The sequence below is a fragment of the Flavobacterium sp. NG2 genome (assembly GCF_034119845.1).
In the GTDB taxonomy this organism is placed as follows: Bacteria; Bacteroidota; Bacteroidia; order Flavobacteriales; family Flavobacteriaceae; genus Flavobacterium.
The window spans coordinates 4,132,894-4,154,274 of the sequence record NZ_CP139420.1 but is presented as its reverse complement, the minus strand read 5'-3'; the positions used below and the strand labels follow the sequence as shown (position 1 = coordinate 4,154,274).

Below are 21,381 nucleotides of genomic sequence, written 5' to 3'. Positions count from 1 at the left end.
AAATTCTATAATAAATTATTTTAATTTTGTATTAATTGCTCCGTGGAAAAGCAACCTATTTTTGTCTTTCTTTTGGGTTAACAAATATGTGAACAAATTTCTGTAAAAAAAAATATTTGGGGGTTGAATTTGTAGAAAAATTGTTGTAAGCGCTTGTTGAAACTTCAAAAAAATAGGGTTAATTTTTTAAAAAATAAATATGAAAGAATTCGAGTTTAAAGTCCGAGTGAGATATTCAGAAACAGATCAGATGGGGGTTGTTTACCATGGTAATTATGCACAGTATTTTGAAATGGGAAGAGTGGAATGGCTAAGGAATATGGGGGTTTCGTACAAGTGGATGGAAGAAAATGGGGTGATGTTGCCTGTTGTTTCGCTAAATATAAATTATAAAAAACCAGCGCGCTATGATGATTTAATTACTGTTAAAACACTATTTAAAGCGCAGACTTCTGTTAAGATTGAATTTGATTATGAGATCTATAATGAGAAAATGGAGTTGTTAACAATTGCGAATTCAATTTTGGTGTTTGTGAACATGAAAACAGGTCGTCCAATGGCTCCTCCAGACTATGTAAAAGAGCGTCTGTTGTTGATTTAAAAATGAGTTAAGGGAGAAGTTGTTTATTCCGTAATTTTAATGTGAATTTCATACATAGAATTGAAAATGTCGAATATTTTTTCGGCATTTTTTTTTCGTGTTTTGAGCTCTATTTTTCCAATGGGTAGTCCCGATTCAGGATTAAGTTCCATTTCTTGATTCACGATTTCGAGTTTTTGTTCTTTGATAACTCGCATCGCTTTATTCATATTTTGGTAGTCAAATGAAATGGAATAATAAACATCAATAGTTTTTTCGATTATTTGACAACTGTCTAGAGTAATTTGAGCCGAATTTTTGTAAGCAGAAATGAGACCGCCAACACCAAGTTTGGTGCCTCCGAAAAATCGTACCACGGCAACTAAAACATTGGTAAGTCCAAAAGACTGTATTTGTCCGTATATCGGGATGCCAGCGGTGTTATTGGGTTCACCATCGTCATTAGCGCGATAGCTAATTTTTTCATGCCCAATTTGATAGGCATAACAAATGTGTCTTGCGTTTGGATGGATTTTTCGAAGGTCTTCAAGAATAGGCTTGACCTCTTCTTCGGACGCAATAGGGTATGCATATCCGAAGAATTTACTGTTTTTTTCTTTGAATAAGGTTTCTTCGCTAGGGAAAGCGATCGTTTTATAAGTATCTGTAGAGTTCAAAAATCTATTTAATAATCATCTTTTCGAATAATTCTACTACATCTTCTTCTCCTACTTGAAGATTCCAAACGTTTAATCCAATGGTTTTAGCGGCATCAGTGTTTTCTTGTTTGTCATCAACAAATAAGGTTTTTTCAGCTACAAGACTATGGTTGTTTAGAACATATTCGTATATGTCAACATTGGGTTTGCGCATTCCTATTTCGTATGAAAAATAAACATGTTCAAAACAACGGTAAAAATCAGTGTAAAAAGTCTCGCCTGTTTTTTTTTGGAATTTTTCAATATGGATTGCATCAGTATTACTTAGAAGGAACAAACGATACTTTTGCGTAAGCATTTGTAAAAATTCTAAACGATAAAGAGGGAAGTCTAACAAAATTGCATTCCAAGTTTTAAGAATTTCTTCTGTAGTTGCATTGGGGCAATGTTTTTGAATGCCTGATAAAAAATCATCTTTTGAGATTTTTCCCATTTCAAATTGATGATTTAAATAATCTAAATCGTCATTCCATTCTGAAAGACCTAATTTTTTTAATCCTTCAAAAGTTGCGGGTTTGTCTAGGTTGATGAATATATCACCAAAATCAAATATGATGGCTTCAATCATGGTTTTTATAAATTTTAAGTTCGTCTTGACCGATTTGTTGTTTGTCGAAACAAGAATGGTTGATTATAGGGGCTTGGATTCCTTGTTTGAAAAAAGGTTTTCCTATGAAAATTAATGCTTCGTCCCAAAGGTTGTTGTCTATGAAAGTTTGTAAAGTTTGTCTACCTCCTTCAATGATAACTGATTGAATTTCATACTTGTATAATAGCTCAATAATTTGGGTCGAAATTTCTTTTTCAAAATCGATACTCTCAAATATACAATTTTCTGAGCTTTTTTCGTTAATCGATTCGCAAATTATTATAGTTTTAACTTGGTTGTCAAAAATAGTACTGTTTTTTGGGATGCGATTTTTTCTGTCTAGAACAATTCTAACAGGATTGTTACCGGTCCAATCTCTAACATCTAGTTTTGGGTTGTCATCAATGACGGTTTGCGTTCCTACTAAAATCGCTTGTTCTTCACTCCTCCATTTATGAACCAATTGCCTAGAATATTTTGATGTAATCCAAACGGGTTTCTTTTCTTTTATGTCATCCTGAGCTTGTCGAAGGATCGGTGCAATAAAACCATCTTGGCTTTCCGCCCACTTTAATATAATATAAGGTCGCTTCTTTTGATGAAATGTAAAAAAGCGCTTGTTGAGTTCATTGCATTCGGCTTCAAGGAAACCTACTTTGACATTAATTCCAGCATCAATTAATCGTTGAATGCCTCTTCCTGCCACTTTGTTATTAGGGTCTACAGTGCCTATAACAACATTGGGGATTTTGTTTTGAATGATTAAATCGCAACAAGGAGGTGTTTTTCCAAAATGGCTACAAGGTTCTAAACTAACATAAATGGTTGCTTTAGAAAGTAGTGATTTGTCTTTTACTGAATTAACAGCGTTGACTTCGGCATGACCTTCTCCTGCTTTCTTATGCCAACTTTCGCCAATGATTTTTCCGTCATATACAATCACGCTTCCTACCATCGGGTTGGGGTAAGTCGTGCCTAAGCCGTTTTTGGCTAGGTCAATACAGCGCTGGATGTATTTTTCATTGGAGTTCACTTCGCAAAAGTAATACTTTAGGACTTGGATTTAAAAATAAAAATGTAAAAATAGGGTAGGTGGAATTAATCTTGTCTAGCCTTTTTTAAACACATAGAAACATAGTTTTTTGTTGTATTAAAAAGGCGCTTTACTTTGCATAGCCAATCATAGTAAATATTCTGTTTTACAGTGATATATTTAATTACTTTCCACTCCTAATTAGATAATTCTTTGTAGTGGATGTATTGTTTTAGCAGGTTAAGCTATGATTTTCTATGTAAAGCAAAGCGACTTATGCACAAAGAAGATCCTATGTTTCTATGTGTTTTAAAAACTTATCAAGCTTGTTAGTCTAAGTTTCTTCAAAACAATCCTTACTTTTGCAATTCAATTTCAAGGGTTCTTGAGTTTACCATTTTCAAATGAATAGCAGGCAATACCGTACTTTTTTTGTTCAAGAACTAACAGCTCTTTATGGAGTTGATGAAGCTGAGAGTTTTTTCTATTTGATATTAGAAAATAAACATCACTTACGAGCTATCGATTTAGCATTGAATCCGAATTTGGAGTTTTTGGAAGAAGAATTAAAAGTTTGGAATGATTTGTTGGCACAATTAAAAAAGGAAATTCCTGTTCAATACCTTTTAGGCTCAACAAGTTTTTATGGTTTAGAATTTGAAGTTAATGAAAATGTGTTAATTCCACGTTCCGAAACCGAGGAGTTAGTAGATTGGATCATTCAAGAAAATGCAAAAGCTGAGAAGTCGTTGAAAATTCTTGATATTGGTACAGGTTCGGGTTGTATTGCTATTGCATTAGCTAAAAACCTTCCTAATGCTCAAGTTTCTGCTATTGATGTTTCGAAAGGAGCTTTGGCTACAGCCCAAAAAAATGCACTAGCAAACGACGTAAAGGTTCAGTTTATTGAGCAAAGTATTCTTGAAACCGAAGATTTGTTTCAACAATTTGATATTATAGTTTCAAATCCGCCATATGTACGTGATTTGGAAAAACAAGAAATAAAGAACAATGTCTTGGAGTACGAACCACATTTAGCGCTTTTTGTCGCTGATGATAATGCTTTGGTTTTTTATAGAAAAATTGCCGAATTAGCTCAGCAACACTTGACGCCAAATGGGCAATTGTATTTTGAAATTAATCAGTATCTTGGGAAAGAAATGGTAGGTTTGTTGGAAGAATTAGGTTATATAAACATCGAGCTGCGAAAAGATATTTACGGAAACGATAGAATGATTTTTGGAGAAAAGTAACTAAGCTTCAGAGATACTAAGTCTCAAAGGTTCTAAGAATAAATAGGCACATTCAGAAGTAATCCTATTTTTTCCAAGAAATAAAAAAAATGACCAAATTTCAGTTTAGACTGCACCCAAAAGTTTAGACAAATTTATATTTAATTTTGATAATAATGAGTTCGATATTTTATCGGACTCATTTTGTTTAAATTTGATTTAATTCTCTCGTTGTTGTAATAGATTATATATTTATCGATTTCCTTTTTTAATTGTTCTATTGATTTGAATTTTTGCGTATAAAACATTTCAGACTTTAGTGTTCCAAAGAAATTTTCAATAATAGCATTATCTAAACAATTTCCTTTTCGTGACATACTTTGCACAATACCTTTTTTCTTTAATAAATATTGATACTGCCTCATTTGATATTGCCAACCTTGGTCAGAATGGAGTAGTAAATTTGTATTATTTGGTATTTTCTTAAATGCTTTTTTTAGCATCATAACTACTTGGTTAAAAACTGGTCGTTCAGTAAGTTCATAGCTGATTATTTCTTGGTTAAACAAGTCAATTATAGGTGATAAATACAACTTATTTCCAGAGACATTAAATTCTGTTATATCGGTTGCCCACTTTTGATTTGGAGCTTCTGATTTAAAATTTCTTTGCAATAAGTTTGGAGCTATTTTACCATTTTCCCCTTTATAAGATTTGTATTTTTTTACTCTAACAATACTCTTTAGTCCTAATAGTTTCATCAATTTTAAAACGGTTTTATGATTGATAACGACTCCTTTACTTTGAAGTTCATCAGTTATTCGTCTGTAGCCATAACGCCCTTTATGTCGTTTATAAATGACTTTAATTAACTCTTTAGTTTCTTTATATTTATCAGGTAATCTGCTCTGTTTTTGATGATAATAAAAACTACTGCGCGCCATATTTGTTAGATCTAGAAGTAACTCTAAATCAAATTTATGCCTTAAATCTACTATGGCTTGGAATTTTTCCTGGCTTGAATTAAGGCTTGTAACTTTTTTAGCAATTCATTCTCACAACGAAGTCTTTCGTTTTCTTTTAATAGTTCTTCTTCCCTTGTTAAGGGTTTGTTTGATTTGCTTTTTTTACGATTATTGCTCATAGAAATTGGTCTGCCTCTTTGTTTTGTCTCTAATCCTTTAAGGCCAAAGTTAGCATAATCTTTTTTCCATTTTAAAATTATGGCAATATCTGGGATATTAAATCTTATACCAGTTGCCATCAATGAAAGAGAGTCTTTTTCTATGGTTTTGAGTACTTTTAACTTAAATTCAGCGGAATAACTTTGATTTATTCGCGGTAATAAACCAATTTCACCATAAGCCTTATAAAAACTGACCCACTTACGAATATTGGATCTGTTAATACCTTTTAATCTTGAAACATGATACATTGAGTAATGTTTCTTTAAAACTAATTCTACACATTCTAATTTAAATGCATAATCATATTTAACTTTTCTTTCCATAAAAAATGCCCCAAATAGTGTCTAACTTTTTGGGGCATGTTCAGTTTCAAAATTGGTCATTTTTATTTTTCACGGACTCTGATGTGTCAAAAAAGTCTTTTTTAGGTATTGACTAGATGCACGTTCTCCACGGAGGTGTTTTTTGTTTTTTTAGGCTGCTAAAATTTGTTGCTGCTTGAGAATTCTTCTTCCTATTTCCAGGGCATTTCCTGTATGTATTCCGAAGAAGATCCAAAGCATTTCACTTTTTTGGGTTTTGGCTTTTATCTTTTTTAGATTGTAATGTTCTTTCTCTTTTCCAAAACTTCCTTCTAATCGAGTGGAGCGTTCTTTTTTGATTTCTTTAGCTAAGATTTTACGCTGTTCTTCATTTTTGCCAGCTTTTCCTTTTCGCACAAAATCGGTTTGGATGTTGTTTGAAGTGGTGAATGTTCGATTTTTATTGGTGGCATAAATTGCATCAGCACCAAGCATTTTTACTTTAGTTTTGGTTAAGTTTTGAGCGCAAAAAACCGTGCTTTGAAGACGTGTACCTTCATTGAAAGCTCTGTACTGAATATGTTCTATAAAATTAATTCCATCAATTTGGATTTTGTTGACTTTGGCTCCAAATTCAACTTGTTTTACTTCCTTACCTCTTACAATAGGTCTAATATAGCTTTTACTAATACTTATTATTCTATCTGGAACACTTTTGCCTGTTTTAAAAATTTGAGACTGTTGTTGATACACCTTAGCGATTAGAGAACGTTGGTTTTTGTATTTTTTAGTAGCTTCAAAAGAATTTTGATTCTCAATTTTATTGAGTTCAGCGTTAAGTTTGTACAATAATTTCAACAGTCCTCTGGTTACTTTTGTACGGTGTTTTGATTGCTTTTTTCTTTTTTTAGAATATTCATTATAGCGTCTACACCAATCCAAATACTTGGTTCTTGGTAACTTGATTTTTAACATGCCGCATAAGGCTTCCATTTGTTTGTAATTCCATTGTACGCATTCCCATAGTAGTTTTTGATTAGTAGGAAAACGTACTTCACTTTCGTAACAAGTAGCATCTGTAAAAATTTTATCCAAATCACTCATATATGGAATCCAGTTTTTAGCTAATATTTCTTGACTCTTTCGAATATTTAAGCCTTTGGAGAGTTCCATTCTGATTTGGCTCACGATTTTAAAATTAGTCAGGGGTTTGTCTATAGGGATTAAAATGTCGCAAAAAAACTGCATAAAAATATTACCGTTCAAAAGTTCGATAAGTTTTTTATCTGAGCAACCGTAGTAATTTTTTAACATCATCAGGGCAATCTTACCCTTGGGACTAAAATAACAATGAGTCCCTTTGTTAGAATCTTTCAATTTGAAGGCTTGACTAAGCTCAGAAAAAGGCATTGAAAGGTATATTTTACCCAAATCCGTTTTTAAAAATTGGGCGTAAAAACTATCAAAATTTTCATTGATAGTAAAAATTGAAAATTTGTATTGAAATTCGCTTAAACGTACTATTTTTGCCATCACACTTTAAAAGAAAACCCCGTTTTTGACTCGTTTTGAGCAATTTCGGGGTTTGTTTCTTCTAAAATAACATCTATTTTACTGAAAAACAACTTTTTGTGTTATTATGAATGTGCCTAAATAATCTTAGTGCGCTTAGTGCTTCCTTGGTGTTCTTTGTGTTTAAGCTATTCATAACGCAATGCCTCAATCGGGTCAAGTGTTGCAGCCTTAATTGCAGGATACAATCCAGAAATAATTGCTACAATAAAACTTGTCATAAAAGCGGCAAAAATGGCTAGCCACGGAATTACAAATTCAAATTTCATTGCCGAAGCAATTCCATAACCAATTGCAATTCCTAGAATAATCCCAATTAGTCCGCCAATTTGTCCTATTAATATCGTTTCAATAAAAAACTGAGTGGCAACGGTTGTTTTTTTTGCGCCTAACGCTTTTCGGACACCAATTTCTCGTGTGCGTTCGGTAACCGAAACAATCATAATATTCATTAAGGCTATAGACGAACCTAGAATGGTAATCACACCTATTAACCAAGAAGCTAATCCTAGATACTTTGTAATTCCTAGAATTTTATTTATTAAATCGTCAGAACGAACGATTCCAAAATTATTTTCCTTCATGGGGCTTAATTTTCGAATGCTACGCATACTGCTAATGGCGTGGTCAATCGCTTCGTTGAGCATTTCGTTTTTTTGAGTTAAAATGCTAATGGTGTAATTGATATTAGGAGCGGTAAATAAGGAACGCGCTAATTGAATCGGAATCAAAACACGTAAATCTTGATTGTTGCCAAAGGTGGCTCCTTTTTCTTTTAAAACACCGATTACTTTAAATCGTGCACCTCGAATCGAAATGGTTTTGCCAATCGGATTTACATCTTTTAGTAGTCCTTTTTCAAAATCAGAACCTACTATACAAGAATAGGTGTTGTTCTTGATGTCAAAATTGCTAAAATTCCGCCCTGAACTCGTTTCTAAACCCGAATTGACTAAGAAATAATCATCAACACCTAGTATTGAAATCTCAGGGTCTGTTTTTTTTGTTTCAAATTTTACTTCTGCTGTAGAAGTTGCCTTAAAAGAAAGTGAGGTTTCGGTTAGTGGAAAATGATATTTATTTTTAAAAGCCAAGGCTTCAGGGTATGAAATTGTGGGGTTGATGATTTTTCTAGGTTCGCCCTGACGCCTTCTAAGGTCATTTTCGTATTGCTTAATCGAAAATGTATTGGCTCCCATCGATGAAAAATCACTCGAAATAGTATTTTCCAAAGCCGAAACCACCGTTAAAATCCCTACCAAAGCCGTGATTCCAATAGCGATAATAATCACCGTCAAAATCGTACGCAACAGCTGCGTTCGAATAGAGCCTATAGCAATTCGGATATTTTCTTTAAATAACTGAAGCATCATTTTAATTTGTCACTAATGTACATTTTTTGGAGCAATTCCTGCTAAATACACAAGAGCTTTTTTTTTTTAACCATATAAGTCATATAAGTCATATAAGTTTTTTACGTTTGATACGTTTGATACGTTTGATACGTTTGATACGTTTGATACGTTTGATACGTTTGATACGTTTGATACGTTTTTCAAACCATATAAGAAAAATAAGAACATTTAAGTAGGGACTCATCCCTTTCAGCGAATCTTAAAGCCTGAGACTTTAAATTTCTTTAATTTCTAAAATCTGTGTTCCAAAATAACTAAACATACAAGTTGTCTTAGGCACATCCTTTCAAAAAATCTTTAAAAACTTATATGACTTATATTTTTTAATATTTTTACTGCAATGCTTAAATGTTCTTAAATCTCTTATATGGTTTAAAGCCACACACGCATAGTAAAAAAACTTATCTGTTTAAAATTTTAAAATAGTAAACAGTTTTATTTTAAAAATAAGATATTTGCAAAGATTTTGATTTACATCCAAAATCTCAAAATATTTAAACAATTACAATGGCATCAAAACCCAGTATTCCTAAAGGGACAAGAGATTTCTCACCAGCAGAGGTGGCAAAAAGACAATACATTATCCAAACCATAAAAAATAATTTCGAGAAATTTGGTTTCGCACCAATCGAGACCCCTTCTTTTGAAAACTCTGATACCCTAATGGGGAAATATGGAGAAGAAGGAGATCGCTTGATTTTTAAAATACTAAACTCAGGTGATTTTTTAAAAGATGTGGAAATTAATACAAAATATCAAAAAGAGATTTTAAAAAAATGTTTGGAGCATTCTTTCTTAGTATTGTTTGAAAAAAAGTTCAAAAACATAACATCATTTACAGAAGAGAATTTTGATATAGAATCAAGAAAAATTTTTAGGGATGCTTTTTTTTTAAACGAGTTATTCGATAATTCGTTTTCGGATGTAATTTCTAAAAAAATCGGGGTAGAGTATGCGCGAATGTCTGCATATCTAGATTATGGAATTTTTAAATATATTCAAAAATGTGTTGAAAATGATGAAAAATTGTTTTATTATTCATTGATTTTTTCAAAAGCTATTGAACGAACAGTTTTTAAAGATGTTTTTGAGGGAGATAGCATTAAGCAGATTGCTGGAAAAATCTCAGAGAAAGCCTTGCGTTATGACTTAACTGTTCCGTTTGCACGATACGTAGTACAACATCAAAACGAAATCGAATTTCCTTTCAAGAGATACCAAATCCAACCCGTTTGGCGTGCGGATCGTCCACAAAAAGGGCGTTTCAGAGAGTTTTTTCAATGTGATGCTGATGTGGTAGGTTCTAAATCCTTATGGCAAGAGGTGGAATTGGTGCAATTATACGATGCTGTTTTTACTGATTTAGGATTAGCGGGAGCAACTGTAAAAATCAACAACCGTAAAATTTTATCAGGTATCGCTGAGGTAATTGGAGCTTCGGATAAATTGATAGATTTTACTGTGGCTTTGGATAAACTCGATAAAATAGGAGAGGACGGAGTTAAGAAAGAAATGATAGAAAAGGGAATTTCTGAGGAAGCGATTACAAAGGTGCAACCCTTGTTTAACTTCACAGGAACAATTTCTGAAAAAATAGAAAAATTATCCCAATTGTTGGCTGAGTCGGAAGAAGGATTAAAAGGAGTAGCTGAATTGCGTTTTATCTGTGATAATGTTTCGCAATTAGGATTGTCAACGGCAATCTTGGATTTGGATGTGACTTTGGCTCGTGGACTGAATTATTATACAGGCGCTATTTTTGAAGTAGCCGCACCAAAAGGTGTTGCTATGGGATCTATAGGTGGCGGTGGTCGTTATGACGATTTGACTGGTATCTTCGGGTTGAAAAACATGAGTGGAGTAGGGATTTCTTTTGGACTAGACCGTATTTATTTGGTCGTTGAAGAGTTGGGCTTATTTCCACAAGCGGTAACGGTGTCTACTAAAGCTTTGTTTATTAATTATGGTGAGAAAGAAGCTTTTTATGCGATGAATGCCATCAAGCAATTACGAGCTTATGGAATAAAAGTAGAATTGTATCCTGATAATGTAAAAGTAGGGAAGCAATTTCAACACGCTGACAAACGAAATATTCCTTATGCAGTTATTGTAGGTGAGGAGGAAATGAAAGCAGGTCAGTTTGCACTTAAAAATCTAACAACTGGAGAGCAAGTTTTAGTTGATTTAGATGGTTTGAAGAAAAGTTTGTTGGAAGAGTAAGGAGTTAGAAGGAGGAAGTCATGGGTTTTGGAATTTCTTTCGTGATTTCTAGCCCTGATAGCAGCGGTATCATCTTGTATTGCGAAAGCGAATACAAGATATTTAGCGGATAGCAGGAGCAATGTTCCTTTAATGCACTAAACGTACTGCTCCTTAAATATAGATAGATTTATAAGTTCCTAGATTTGGAATTTCCCTTAATTTTTGGTCATAAAAAAAGCTTTGTTTATATAAACAAAGCTTTTTTTTGATATAAGGTATGGTGAATTAATAATATGTGAATTAACCTTAAATTCTTTTTTAAAAAGAATAGATAACAAACATAGATAAAACAATTGATATAATTCACAAAAAAGTATTAAAATTTAAATTAATAATGAAAAAATAACAGTGAATTTGTTGTTTATCAAAAAACGAAGTGACAATTTGACATTTAGACAGTTTTGGCAGTACTTTTGCTCTCCAAAGGAAAGTGTAAAATATGTTTAAAAATATTTTTAAAAATAAAGGTAATATGACTACTGAAAATACAGAAATCGATCAGAAAATTGATGATGCGACATTGGAAAACAATGCAAATGATGTTCAAGCTCCTGCAGAAGAGTTAAGTGTTGAAGAGCAATTAACGCAAGACTTGGCAAATGAAAAAGATAAATTTTTGAGATTATTTGCTGAATTTGAAAATTACAAAAGAAGAACTACTAAAGAGCGTATTGAATTGTTTAAAACAGCAAATCAAGATGTCTTAATGTCATTGTTGCCTGTTTTGGATGATTTTGATAGAGCGATTATCGAAATTGCTAAATCTGAGGATGAAGCAGTAACTAAAGGGGTAGAGCTTATTCATGAAAAACTGAAAAATACATTAAACTCAAAAGGTTTAGAAGTGGTTGAGGTAAAAGCAGGTGATGCATTTAATGCTGATTTTGCTGAAGCAATTACACAAATACCAGCACCGTCTGATGACTTGAAAGGTAAAATTGTGGATGTTCTTGAAAAAGGATACAAATTGGGAGATAAGATTATTCGTTTCCCTAAGGTTGTTATTGGGCAATAATTTAGCGTTTTTACGCACTGCTGACATTTTCAACAAAATAAAATACAATGAAAAAAGATTTTTACGAAATATTAGGTGTTTCTAAAGGTGCAGATGCTGCAGCGATTAAGAAAGCCTACAGAAAAAAAGCCATTGAGTTTCATCCTGACAAGAATCCTGGAGACAAAACGGCAGAAGAAAAGTTTAAGGAAGCAGCGGAAGCCTATGAAATCTTAGGAGATCCTGCCAAAAGACAAAAATACGATCAATATGGACACCAAGCCTTTGATGGTTCAGGTGGTTTTGGCGGTGGTCATGGCGGAATGAACATGGACGATATCTTCAGTCAGTTTGGAGATATCTTCGGTGGTGGTTTCGGCGGATTTGGTGGCGGAGGCGGAGGTCCTCGCAGAGCCAAAGGAAGTAATCTTCGTATCAAAGTAAAACTGACATTAGAAGAAATTGCTAATGGAGTAGAGAAAAAAGTAAAAGTAAAACGTAAGGTTCAAGCGCCAGGAGTAAGTTATAAAACTTGTTCTACTTGTAATGGTCAAGGACAGGTAATGCGTGTAACTAATACGATTTTGGGCCGTATGCAATCGGCGACAACTTGTCCTGCTTGTGGTGGTTCTGGTCAAATTCTAGATAGAAAGCCTTCTGAAGCTGATGCTCAAGGAATGATTCTAGAGGATGAGACCGTTTCAATCAAAATCCCAGCTGGAGTTGTTGACGGAATGCAGTTGAAAGTTTCTGGAAAAGGAAATGATGCGCCAGGAAACAGCGTGCCAGGTGATTTGATTGTAGCTATCGAAGAATTAGAGCACGAATATTTAAAACGTGAAGGTGAAAATTTACACTATGATTTATATGTGAGTTTTCCAGAAGCTATCTTAGGAGTTTCTAAAGATATCGAAGCCGTAAACGGTAAAGTGAGAATCAAACTTGAAGAAGGAATCCAGTCAGGGAAAATTCTTCGTTTGAAAGGAAAAGGAATTCCAAGTATCAACGGATATGGTAACGGAGATTTACTAGTTCATGTAAATGTTTGGACACCAAAAACCCTGAACAAAGAGCAAAAACAATTTTTCGAAAAAAACTTAACGGATGATAATTTTATCCCAAGTCCTGAGAAATCAGATAAATCATTTTTTGAAAAAGTAAAAGATATGTTTTCTTAAGTGATTAAAACAATCATTTAAAATTACAATTCATATGAACCCATTCTTGTTAAAATAGGAATGGGTTTTTTTATGCTTAGTTGCAAATGGTTTTTTATCGGAGATTGTTTTATCTGTTCGCTATCGTTAAGGTCGTAATTTCATTAACAATTTTGATTGTAGATAAACCGCTTTAAGAGGAATTAGGGCAAATTATTTAGCTCAAAAAGATAAAATATATATTTAAAAAAAAATAATTTGCGAATCTGCGGTTATTTCTTCGTTCTGTTTTTTTATAAACAAATCAAAGGATTTCCACCCGAATTATTTACTTTTACATAAATTCAAAATACAGAATGAGTTATTTACTTGAAGTCAATAATGTCGTAAAGCAATACGGTGATTATGTAGCACTTAACGAAGTTTCATTATCAGTTCCTAAGGGGAGTATTTACGGTCTTTTAGGTCCTAATGGAGCAGGGAAAACATCCTTAATTCGAATCATCAACCAAATCACATTACCAGATAGCGGTCAAATTATCCTAGACGGCGAAAAATTACAACCCAAACACGTACAACATATTGGTTATTTACCCGAAGAGCGAGGTTTGTACCAAAGCATGAAAGTGGGGGAGCAATGCTTATATTTGGCACAAATGAAAGGGTTGACAAAAGCAGAAGCCAAAAAACAACTAGATTATTGGTTTGATCGTTTGGGAATTCAGGGATGGTGGAACAAGAAAATTCAAGAATTATCCAAAGGAATGGCGCAAAAAATCCAGTTTGTGGTTTGTGTGCTACATCAACCTAAGTTGCTGATTTTTGACGAACCTTTTTCTGGTTTTGACCCTGTAAATGCAAATGTCATCAAGGACGAAATATTAGCGCTCAAAGAACAAGGCGCAACGATTATTTTCTCTACGCACCGTATGGAAAGCGTGGAGGAATTATGTGATGATATCGCTTTGATTCATAAATCGAATAAATTGATTGAAGGTAAATTGATTGACGTCAAACGCCAATTCAAAACTAATAGTTACGAAGTTGGAATTTTATCCGATGATGTCGAAGGATTGATGTATGCGATTACCCAAAAGTTTACTGTAGGTCCAGCTAACTTTAAATCATTAGGAAACGAATTGAAATTAGAGATTCATATTGGCAATGCTACACCTAACGAACTTTTGAATGTTTTGGTTCAAAAAGGACAAGTGATGCACTTTGTAGAGAAAATCCCGTCAGTGAATGATATTTTTATCCAAACTGTAACTAAAAAATAAAAACAATAAAGAAATCCCAAATTCCAATGTATTGGGGTTTTGGGATTTTAAATTTTGAAATTTGCGAAGCATGAGTATTATATCATTAATCATAAAAAGAGAATTTATAGCTAAGGTGCGCAATAAGTCCTTCATTGTGATGACTTTTTTGAGTCCGTTGTTGTTTGTTGCCATCACGATATTGATTAGTTATTTGAGTTCGATGAAGTCTGATACCAAGCGTGTGGCTATTCATGATGCTTCAGGTTTGTTTGTCAATGAATTTGTGGCACAAAACAATCCTGAAAACGAATTCAAATACATCGATTTATCTCCTATAGAAATTCAGTTTCTTAAAGATAGCATTACGAATCAGCAATACGAAGGTGTATTGATTATCCCAAATACACAGAATGTTTCCGAATTAGAATCGAAAATTGAATACATATCTAATGGTAGTCCTAGTATTTCGTTTATCGAAAATGTACAAGCTGTTATTGATGCTAAAATCACCAAAATCAATCTTGAAAACGCCCATTTAGATACGCTTGCGATTCAAAAAGCACAATCGCACATCAATCTAAACTTAGTTAAAACTTCAGGTGAAGAAACCCTGAAAGGACTAAACGAAATTAAGATTTTCATTGGAGGTGCTTTTGGTTATCTCGTGATGATGTTCATTATCATTTACGGAAATATGGTTATGCGTTCCGTTATCGAAGAGAAAACAAACCGTATCATTGAAATCATTATTTCCTCTGTCAAGCCTTTTCAATTGATGATTGGGAAAATCATTGGAACCTCATTGGCAGGGATTTTACAATTTACCATTTGGGCGATAATCGGTTTGTTGTTAATGACAACCGCATCGATGGTTTTTGGTGTTTCAACAGGATCGGTTTCTGGCTTGCCCGTATCTCAAATTCCGCCCAATATTGCACAAACAGCCCAATTATACATCAAGGAATTGTGGAACCTTCCTATAGCTTCAATCCTCTTAGGGTTTGTTGTGTATTTTATTGGAGGTTATTTTTTGTATAGTTCATTTTATGCCGCCATTGGAGCCGCAGTCGACAATCAAACCGACTCACAACAATTCCTTTTGCCTATCATCATGCCGTTGGTACTGAGTGTTTACATTGGTTTTTTTAGCGTTATGAACGACCCGCATGGTACCATTGCTGTTGTTTGCTCGATGATTCCACTCACATCGCCTATCGTAATGCTCATGCGAATTCCTTTTGGCGTACCTTTGTGGCAAATCGCGATTTCGGTAACCTTGCTTTTCGGAACCTTTTTTGGAGTCGTTTGGTTTGCTGCCAAAATATATAGAGTAGGAATCCTAATGTACGGCAAAAAACCAAGTTGGAAAGAATTGTACCGATGGTTGAAATATTAATGATTAAGCGTTTAATTGTTTAATCGCTTAATCGAATAAACAGTTAACCAATTAATCAAGAAGAAGGAGCGAATGGCTTGGTTTTTGTCAGTTAACATTGTTCCTGCTTTCGCCTTTCTCTTTCCGCTATCGCTGCGAGGATACCGGCTTAAACGAAGTTCACTGAACACCAGAGAAATAAAAGAATAGTGAAGTAATCAGGGCTAAAAAGTAAGGACTAGGTTATTCAGTAAGTTGAGATAACAATTAACCAATTAAGCGAATCACCAGTTAAACCATTAAACAGATTAAACAAAAAAGCATGCCTAAAATACTAATAATAGAAGACGAAGCCGCCATCCGAAGAGTACTATCCAAAATACTTTGCGAGGAAAACAATACCTATGAAGTAGAAGAAGCTGAAGATGGAACTGTTGGTTTAGAAAAAATAAAAAACAACGATTACGACCTAGTGCTCTGCGACATCAAAATGCCGAAAATGGACGGTGTCGAAGTCCTAGAAGAAGTGAAAAAAATAAAACCCGAAATTCCAATGGTCATGATTTCTGGTCATGGCGATATGGAAACGGCTATAAATACCATGCGTTTAGGTGCTTTTGATTATATCTCAAAACCACCAGATTTAAACCGTTTGTTAAATACTGTTCGCAACGCTTTAGACCGTAAACAATTGGTAGTTGAGAATAAAATTTTAAAGAAAAAAGTTTCCAAAAACTACCAAATAATAGGTGAAAGTGAAGCTATTGATCACATCAAATTGATGATTGATAAAGTTGCGCCTACAGAAGCTCGTGTACTTATCACAGGTGCTAACGGAACAGGAAAAGAACTCGTAGCACATCAATTACACGAGAAAAGCGAGCGTGCTGCTTTTCCTTTAATTGAAGTGAATTGTGCTGCTATTCCATCAGAGTTGATTGAAAGTGAGTTGTTTGGTCACGTTAAAGGAGCTTTTACCTCGGCTGTTAAAGACCGTGCAGGGAAGTTTGAAGCAGCTGATAAGGGAACGATATTCTTGGATGAAATTGGCGACATGAGTCTTTCGGCTCAAGCCAAAGTATTGCGAGCATTACAAGAAAATATTATCACAAGAGTAGGTGCGGACAAAGATATCAAAGTTGATGTGCGTGTGGTAGCAGCTACCAATAAAGATTTGAAAACTGAAATTGCCGAAGGGCGTTTTCGTGAGGATTTGTACCATCGTCTAGCGGTGATTTTAATCAAAGTGCCTTCGTTGAATGAACGTCGTGATGATATTCCGCTTTTGGTGACTCATTTTGCCAATAAAATTGCATCAGAACAAGGGACGGCTGTGAAGAAATTTTCAGACAAAGCTATCAAATTATTGCAAGAATACGATTGGACAGGAAACATACGAGAATTACGAAACGTAGTCGAACGTTTGATTATCCTTGGCGGAAGCGAAATTTCCGAAACGGATGTGAAGCTGTTTGCTAGTAAATAAATATTTTGGACAAAAGATTCAAAATAGAACAAAGTTAATTCAAACGAAAAAAGGATAAACACAAATTACACAGATTAGCACAAATTGTAAATGTTTAAAAAATTAATTTCACTAAATATATTTGCCTAAGGCAAATTCGTGGAATTTAATAGTTTTGATGTTCGTGTAAATTCGTGGAATTCGTGTTAAAAAGGGCTAAGTAATTCTTTGTGAATCTTAGTATAAAAACAATAGAAATGAAATTAAAAAAAATAAACGAAGGTCTTAAAGAGTCTTTAATCGAAAATGGTTTAGTAGAAGCCAATGAATTGCAAAAAGAAACTTTTTCGACCATCAAAAGTGGTGCTGATTGTTTAATCCTTGCTCCAGCAGGAAGCGGAAAAACAACAACTATTGTTATCAATGTGATTCAGCAATTAGTCAAAGAAGGAGAGCAATCGCCACGTGCACTGATTGTCGTTCAGGACAAAGATAAGGTTCTTGAAATGTTAGAAATGTTTGAAAAATATGGAAGACATACGGATTTGACTGTTTTTGGCGTTCACGACAAAGGCGATATGGATTATGATAAAAACTATATTTCGGGAGGAATTGATGTGCTTGTTGGGACACCCAATAAGTTAAGCAATATGTTGTCAACAGCAGGGTACAATGTCAATCGCTTAAAAATGTTTATCGTTGATGATGCCGACCCAATGTTGCGTTTGCGTCACGAAACAAAAATTATGCGTATCTCGAATAGTATCGTTAAAACACAACGTATCATTTTTGCATCTGAAATGACTGAACGTATCGAATCTTTGGCCGATAAAATGCTAATCGAACCTTTTGAATTTGATTTTGAAGAATATGAAGATGAGGACGAGGAAGAAGAGGGTGAAGATGAAAATGTTTAATCAATAGTACTTTAAATGTTGTTGAAGTCTGTTGATTGAAAACTTTAAACGTTAAACAAAAAAAACAAAATATAATGGGATTAATGAAAGTGTTTTCTGGGAGTGAAGTTTTAGCTCTTGCTTTAAAAGAGAAAATTGAAGCTGCAGGAGTTGATGTGGTGATGAAAGTTAATATCCAATCAGCACGTCTGGCAGGTTTTGGTAGTTATGGTCAAGCAGTCGAATTGTTTGTTCAAGAAACCTTATACGGAAAAATTTATCCGATTATTGAGGAATTCAAAATGAATTTGTAGAATTTGATAAATAAAAACACAGATTTCACAGATTGGCACAGATATTTTTGAACTGTATTTCTCTGTGTAAATCGGAGAAATCTGTGTTAATAAAATATCTTTATATGAAATACAAAATGCTGGTCTTAGACATGGATGACACCTTGTTGATGGATGACCATACAATTTCGGAAGAAAATAAAAATATGTTGGCTTTGGCCAAAGAGGCAGGTGTTCAGATTGTTTTAGCTTCTGGACGTCCTACGCCTGCAATGGTTGAATATGCAAAAGAATTGAATCTTGAAGATTCTTATATTATTTCGTATAACGGTGCAGTCATCACTGATTTGAAAAACAATGAAGTGATTTTTGAACAAACATTAACGCAAGAGCAAATTCACGAGTTGTACGATTATAGTTTGGAAAATAAAACACATATTATCACCTATCTTGATGGATCTTTAGTAAGTGAAACACATTCTGAGTATATTGATGTGGAATTAAATATTACAGGAATGCATCACAATGTTGTCCCTAATTTTAAAGAAGCAATTTACAAGCCAGCAATAAAATGTATTTTACTAGAAGAACCAACCTATTTAAAAACAGTTGAAGGAAAGTTGAAAGCGGCCATGCCTCATTTGAGTGTATGTATGTCAAAACCTTTTTTCCTTGAAGTGGCCCAAAACGGAATAGATAAAGCGGCCAGCGTTCATTTCTTAGCCGAAAAACTAAACATCAAACAAGCCGAAGTGATTGCAGTGGGGAATGCTGGAAACGATTTAACGATGGTGGAATATGCAGGACTTGGTGTATGGGTGGATAACGTAGATCCTGATTTGCGTGACCGTGCCAATGTGATTGTGGCTTCAAACAACGATCATGGTGTCGCTGAGGTGGTACGTCGTTTTATATTGAATTAGATTTAAATGTATATTGCGTTGTAGGGACAGCTTGCGAGCTGTCCCTACAGTAGTATTCTCATGCCCAAATTTTGATTTTAATAAAATTCAGTTTCATTTCCATGCTATTGTATTTGTTTGTAAATTTGCGCACTTCATTTTTTTGACAACGATTTCATTAAATGGAGACTACTTATGGAGAAAAGAAAAAAAGTGGCCTTTTATACTTTGGGCTGTAAACTAAATTTTTCGGAGACATCGACTATTGCTCGTAATTTACAAGACGAAGGTTTTGACCGCGTTGATTTTGAGGAAGTCGCCGATATGTACGTAATCAATACCTGTTCCGTTACTGAAAATGCCGACAAGCAGTTCAAACAAGTGGTACGTAAGGCCATGAAGTTGAACAACAAAGCTTTTGTGGCTGCTGTGGGCTGTTATGCACAATTGAAACCTGAAGAATTGGCAAATGTCGATGGGGTGGATTTGGTGCTAGGTGCGACGGAGAAATTCAAACTAGCTGATTATATCAATGACTTGTCCAAAAATGACATGGGCGAGGTGCATTCTTGTGAAATTGCTGAAGCCGATTTCTATGTGGGCAGTTATTCCATAGGTGACCGTACCCGTGCGTTCCTAAAGGTGCAAGATGGTTGTGATTATAAATGTACCTATTGTACGATACCGTTAGCGAGAGGGATTTCGCGTAGTGATGCACTTGAAAATGTATTGCAAAACGCTTATGAAATTTCGAAACAGGGCATCAAGGAAATTGTGCTAACAGGAGTGAATATTGGGGATTACGGTAAAGGGGAATTTGGAAACAAAAAACACGAACATACCTTCTTGGATTTAGTACAAGCCTTGGATGAGGTAGAAGGAATTGAGCGTTTGCGAATTTCGTCCATTGAACCGAATTTATTGAAAAACGAAACGATTGAATTTGTTTCGAAGAGCAGAACTTTTGTACCGCATTTTCATGTGCCGTTGCAGTCAGGAAGCAATGCTATTTTGAAATTAATGAAACGTCGTTATCAGCGTGAAGTCTATACGGAACGTGTAAACAAAATACGTGAAGTGATGCCGCATGCTTGTATTGGTGTGGATGTAATCGTAGGTTTTCCTGGTGAGACCGATGAGCATTTCTTAGAAACCTATCATTTCTTGAATGAAATGGATATTTCGTATTTACACGTATTTACCTATTCAGAAAGAGATAACACGGAAGCCGCGGAAATGGAAGGCGTGGTTCCTGCTAATGTACGCGCGAAACGCAGTAAAATGCTTCGTGGACTATCGGTTAAAAAACGTCGTGCTTTTTATGAAAGTCAGATTGGAACAAATAGAACAGTCTTGTTTGAATCTGAAAATAAAGAAGGGTACATTCACGGATTTACGGAGAATTATGTAAAAGTAAAAACACCTTGGAATCCAGAGTTAGCGAACACGCTACAGGAAGTAAACCTAACGCATATTGATGAAGATGGTTCAGTACGAATGGATTTTGTATCGGCTTTGGTATAAAATAGTGTTCGTTCTAAAAAAAAGACACGAATTACACCAATTTACACGAAAATAATTCTATTTAAATTTCACTAACCTTCTTTAGGAAGATGTAATTAGTGTAATTCTTTTAAGTTTTTTAATTTGTGGTAATTAGTGATATTCGTGTCTAACTTTTTATGTGCTAACTATTTTCTGTCTTGTTTGTCTTTGTATTGTTGCAGTAGTTTTCTGTTGAAATCTTCTTCTGCCTTTTTGAGTTTAATGATTTTTACTTTTGGTAGAATGCTTTTTAAATCTATAATTAAACTTTTTTTGAGTTGGTAAAGTTCTTCGTCAGTACTTTCTATTTGTGATAGTAATGCACTAGCTTCTCTTTCGCTCATTTTGCTTAAAATGTTATCACGCATTTGGTATCTGTAAGTCTTCACTTTTTGATGTCTTATTTCGAATTGTTTGTCGTCATAAGCATTGTAGATAGGCCAAAATTTTTCTGATTCAGATGCTGATAATTCAAGTTCTGAAGTAAAGAATTTCACCTTTAAGGCTTTGATTTGGTCTTTTTTTTCTTTTAAACCATCCTGTGCATAAGAACAAAATGAAATTGTTAAAAAGAGTAGGAATATTTTTTTTAAAATCATTT

General features: G+C 34.2%; 19 protein-coding genes and 1 pseudogene. 12 read left to right on the top strand and 8 right to left on the bottom strand.

All coding sequences use genetic code 11. From position 1 onward, the window contains the following. The first annotated feature begins 199 nt into the window (after nt 1–199). Nucleotides 200–601 carry a thioesterase family protein gene (locus SLW70_RS16670; RefSeq protein WP_320889805.1) on the top strand — a complete coding sequence of 134 codons (402 nt, stop codon included), beginning with the start codon at nt 200–202 and terminating at the stop codon, nt 599–601. A gap of 23 nt (nt 602–624) precedes the next feature. Here the strand turns inward: SLW70_RS16670 and SLW70_RS16665 are convergent, their stop codons facing one another. From SLW70_RS16665 to ribD, 3 genes are read right to left on the bottom strand one after another with little or no spacing between them, the layout of a single operon-like run. Further along, nucleotides 625–1,257: a YigZ family protein gene (locus SLW70_RS16665; RefSeq protein ID WP_320889804.1), complete on the bottom strand. Its 633-nt coding sequence runs from the start codon at nt 1,255–1,257 to the stop codon at nt 625–627. Nucleotides 1,258–1,261: 4 nt separating this feature from the next. Continuing rightward, entirely contained in the window at nt 1,262–1,867 is a 606-nt protein-coding gene (locus SLW70_RS16660; RefSeq protein WP_320889803.1) for an HAD family phosphatase, read from the bottom strand. Next, the gene (ribD, locus tag SLW70_RS16655) at nt 1,860–2,921 is read right to left on the bottom strand and encodes a bifunctional diaminohydroxyphosphoribosylaminopyrimidine deaminase/5-amino-6-(5-phosphoribosylamino)uracil reductase RibD (RefSeq protein WP_320889802.1); all 1,062 of its coding nucleotides are present in this window, start codon (nt 2,919–2,921) and stop codon (nt 1,860–1,862) included. The genes SLW70_RS16660 and ribD overlap by 8 nt, the downstream gene beginning before the upstream one ends. Nucleotides 2,922–3,325: 404 nt before the next feature. Between ribD and prmC the strand changes: the two genes are divergently transcribed. Next, nucleotides 3,326–4,174, top strand: a complete 849-nt coding sequence (gene prmC, locus SLW70_RS16650; protein WP_320889801.1) for a peptide chain release factor N(5)-glutamine methyltransferase — start codon at nt 3,326–3,328, stop codon at nt 4,172–4,174. Nucleotides 4,175–4,314: 140 nt separating this feature from the next. On the opposite strand, the pseudogene SLW70_RS16715 reads toward prmC, so the two are convergent. The 4 genes and pseudogenes from SLW70_RS16715 to SLW70_RS16625 all read right to left on the bottom strand — a co-directional run bounded on the left by SLW70_RS16715 (nt 4,315) and on the right by SLW70_RS16625 (nt 8,813). Then, nucleotides 4,315–5,663, bottom strand: a pseudogene (locus tag SLW70_RS16715) (IS3 family transposase). A gap of 150 nt (nt 5,664–5,813) precedes the next feature. After that, a complete protein-coding gene (locus SLW70_RS16635; RefSeq protein WP_320889800.1) occupies nt 5,814–7,175 on the bottom strand; it encodes a transposase in 1,362 nt (453 codons plus the stop codon). A 167-nt stretch (nt 7,176–7,342) separates the two neighbouring features. Beyond that, nucleotides 7,343–8,587: an ABC transporter permease gene (locus tag SLW70_RS16630; RefSeq protein ID WP_320889798.1), complete on the bottom strand. Its 1,245-nt coding sequence runs from the start codon at nt 8,585–8,587 to the stop codon at nt 7,343–7,345. 88 nt (nt 8,588–8,675) lie between these two features. Next, entirely contained in the window at nt 8,676–8,813 is a 138-nt protein-coding gene (locus SLW70_RS16625) for a hypothetical protein (RefSeq protein ID WP_320889797.1), read from the bottom strand. 323 nt (nt 8,814–9,136) lie between these two features. Between SLW70_RS16625 and hisS the strand changes: the two genes are divergently transcribed. The 10 genes from hisS (at nt 9,137) to mtaB (ending at nt 20,759) form a co-directional block, all read left to right on the top strand. Further along, nucleotides 9,137–10,849 (top strand): histidine--tRNA ligase, encoded by a 1,713-nt coding sequence (hisS, locus tag SLW70_RS16620; RefSeq protein WP_320889796.1) that lies wholly within the window; start codon nt 9,137–9,139, stop codon nt 10,847–10,849. 514 nt (nt 10,850–11,363) lie between these two features. Beyond that, nucleotides 11,364–11,906: a nucleotide exchange factor GrpE gene (locus SLW70_RS16615; protein ID WP_320889795.1), complete on the top strand. Its 543-nt coding sequence runs from the start codon at nt 11,364–11,366 to the stop codon at nt 11,904–11,906. Between the two features lie 47 nt (nt 11,907–11,953). Then, nucleotides 11,954–13,063: a molecular chaperone DnaJ gene (gene dnaJ, locus SLW70_RS16610; RefSeq protein ID WP_320889793.1), complete on the top strand. Its 1,110-nt coding sequence runs from the start codon at nt 11,954–11,956 to the stop codon at nt 13,061–13,063. Between the two features lie 335 nt (nt 13,064–13,398). Next, nucleotides 13,399–14,322, top strand: coding sequence for an ATP-binding cassette domain-containing protein (locus SLW70_RS16605; protein WP_320889792.1), 924 nt, complete (start codon nt 13,399–13,401; stop codon nt 14,320–14,322). 70 nt (nt 14,323–14,392) lie between these two features. Next, nucleotides 14,393–15,700, top strand: coding sequence for an ABC transporter permease (locus SLW70_RS16600; RefSeq protein WP_320889791.1), 1,308 nt, complete (start codon nt 14,393–14,395; stop codon nt 15,698–15,700). Nucleotides 15,701–16,001: 301 nt separating this feature from the next. After that, the gene (locus tag SLW70_RS16595) at nt 16,002–17,165 is read left to right on the top strand and encodes a sigma-54 dependent transcriptional regulator (RefSeq protein ID WP_320889790.1); all 1,164 of its coding nucleotides are present in this window, start codon (nt 16,002–16,004) and stop codon (nt 17,163–17,165) included. A gap of 236 nt (nt 17,166–17,401) precedes the next feature. Continuing rightward, nucleotides 17,402–18,061, top strand: coding sequence for a DEAD/DEAH box helicase (locus SLW70_RS16590; RefSeq protein WP_320889789.1), 660 nt, complete (start codon nt 17,402–17,404; stop codon nt 18,059–18,061). 74 nt (nt 18,062–18,135) lie between these two features. After that, nucleotides 18,136–18,354: a DUF2007 domain-containing protein gene (locus SLW70_RS16585; protein WP_320889788.1), complete on the top strand. Its 219-nt coding sequence runs from the start codon at nt 18,136–18,138 to the stop codon at nt 18,352–18,354. A 104-nt stretch (nt 18,355–18,458) separates the two neighbouring features. Continuing rightward, nucleotides 18,459–19,256: a Cof-type HAD-IIB family hydrolase gene (locus SLW70_RS16580; protein ID WP_320889787.1), complete on the top strand. Its 798-nt coding sequence runs from the start codon at nt 18,459–18,461 to the stop codon at nt 19,254–19,256. 174 nt (nt 19,257–19,430) lie between these two features. Beyond that, nucleotides 19,431–20,759, top strand: a complete 1,329-nt coding sequence (gene mtaB / locus SLW70_RS16575) for a tRNA (N(6)-L-threonylcarbamoyladenosine(37)-C(2))-methylthiotransferase MtaB (protein ID WP_320889786.1) — start codon at nt 19,431–19,433, stop codon at nt 20,757–20,759. Between the two features lie 167 nt (nt 20,760–20,926). Here mtaB and SLW70_RS16570 read toward each other — a convergent pair whose 3' ends face one another. Continuing rightward, nucleotides 20,927–21,379: a sensor of ECF-type sigma factor gene (locus tag SLW70_RS16570; RefSeq protein ID WP_320889785.1), complete on the bottom strand. Its 453-nt coding sequence runs from the start codon at nt 21,377–21,379 to the stop codon at nt 20,927–20,929. Nucleotides 21,380–21,381: the final 2 nt, after the last annotated feature.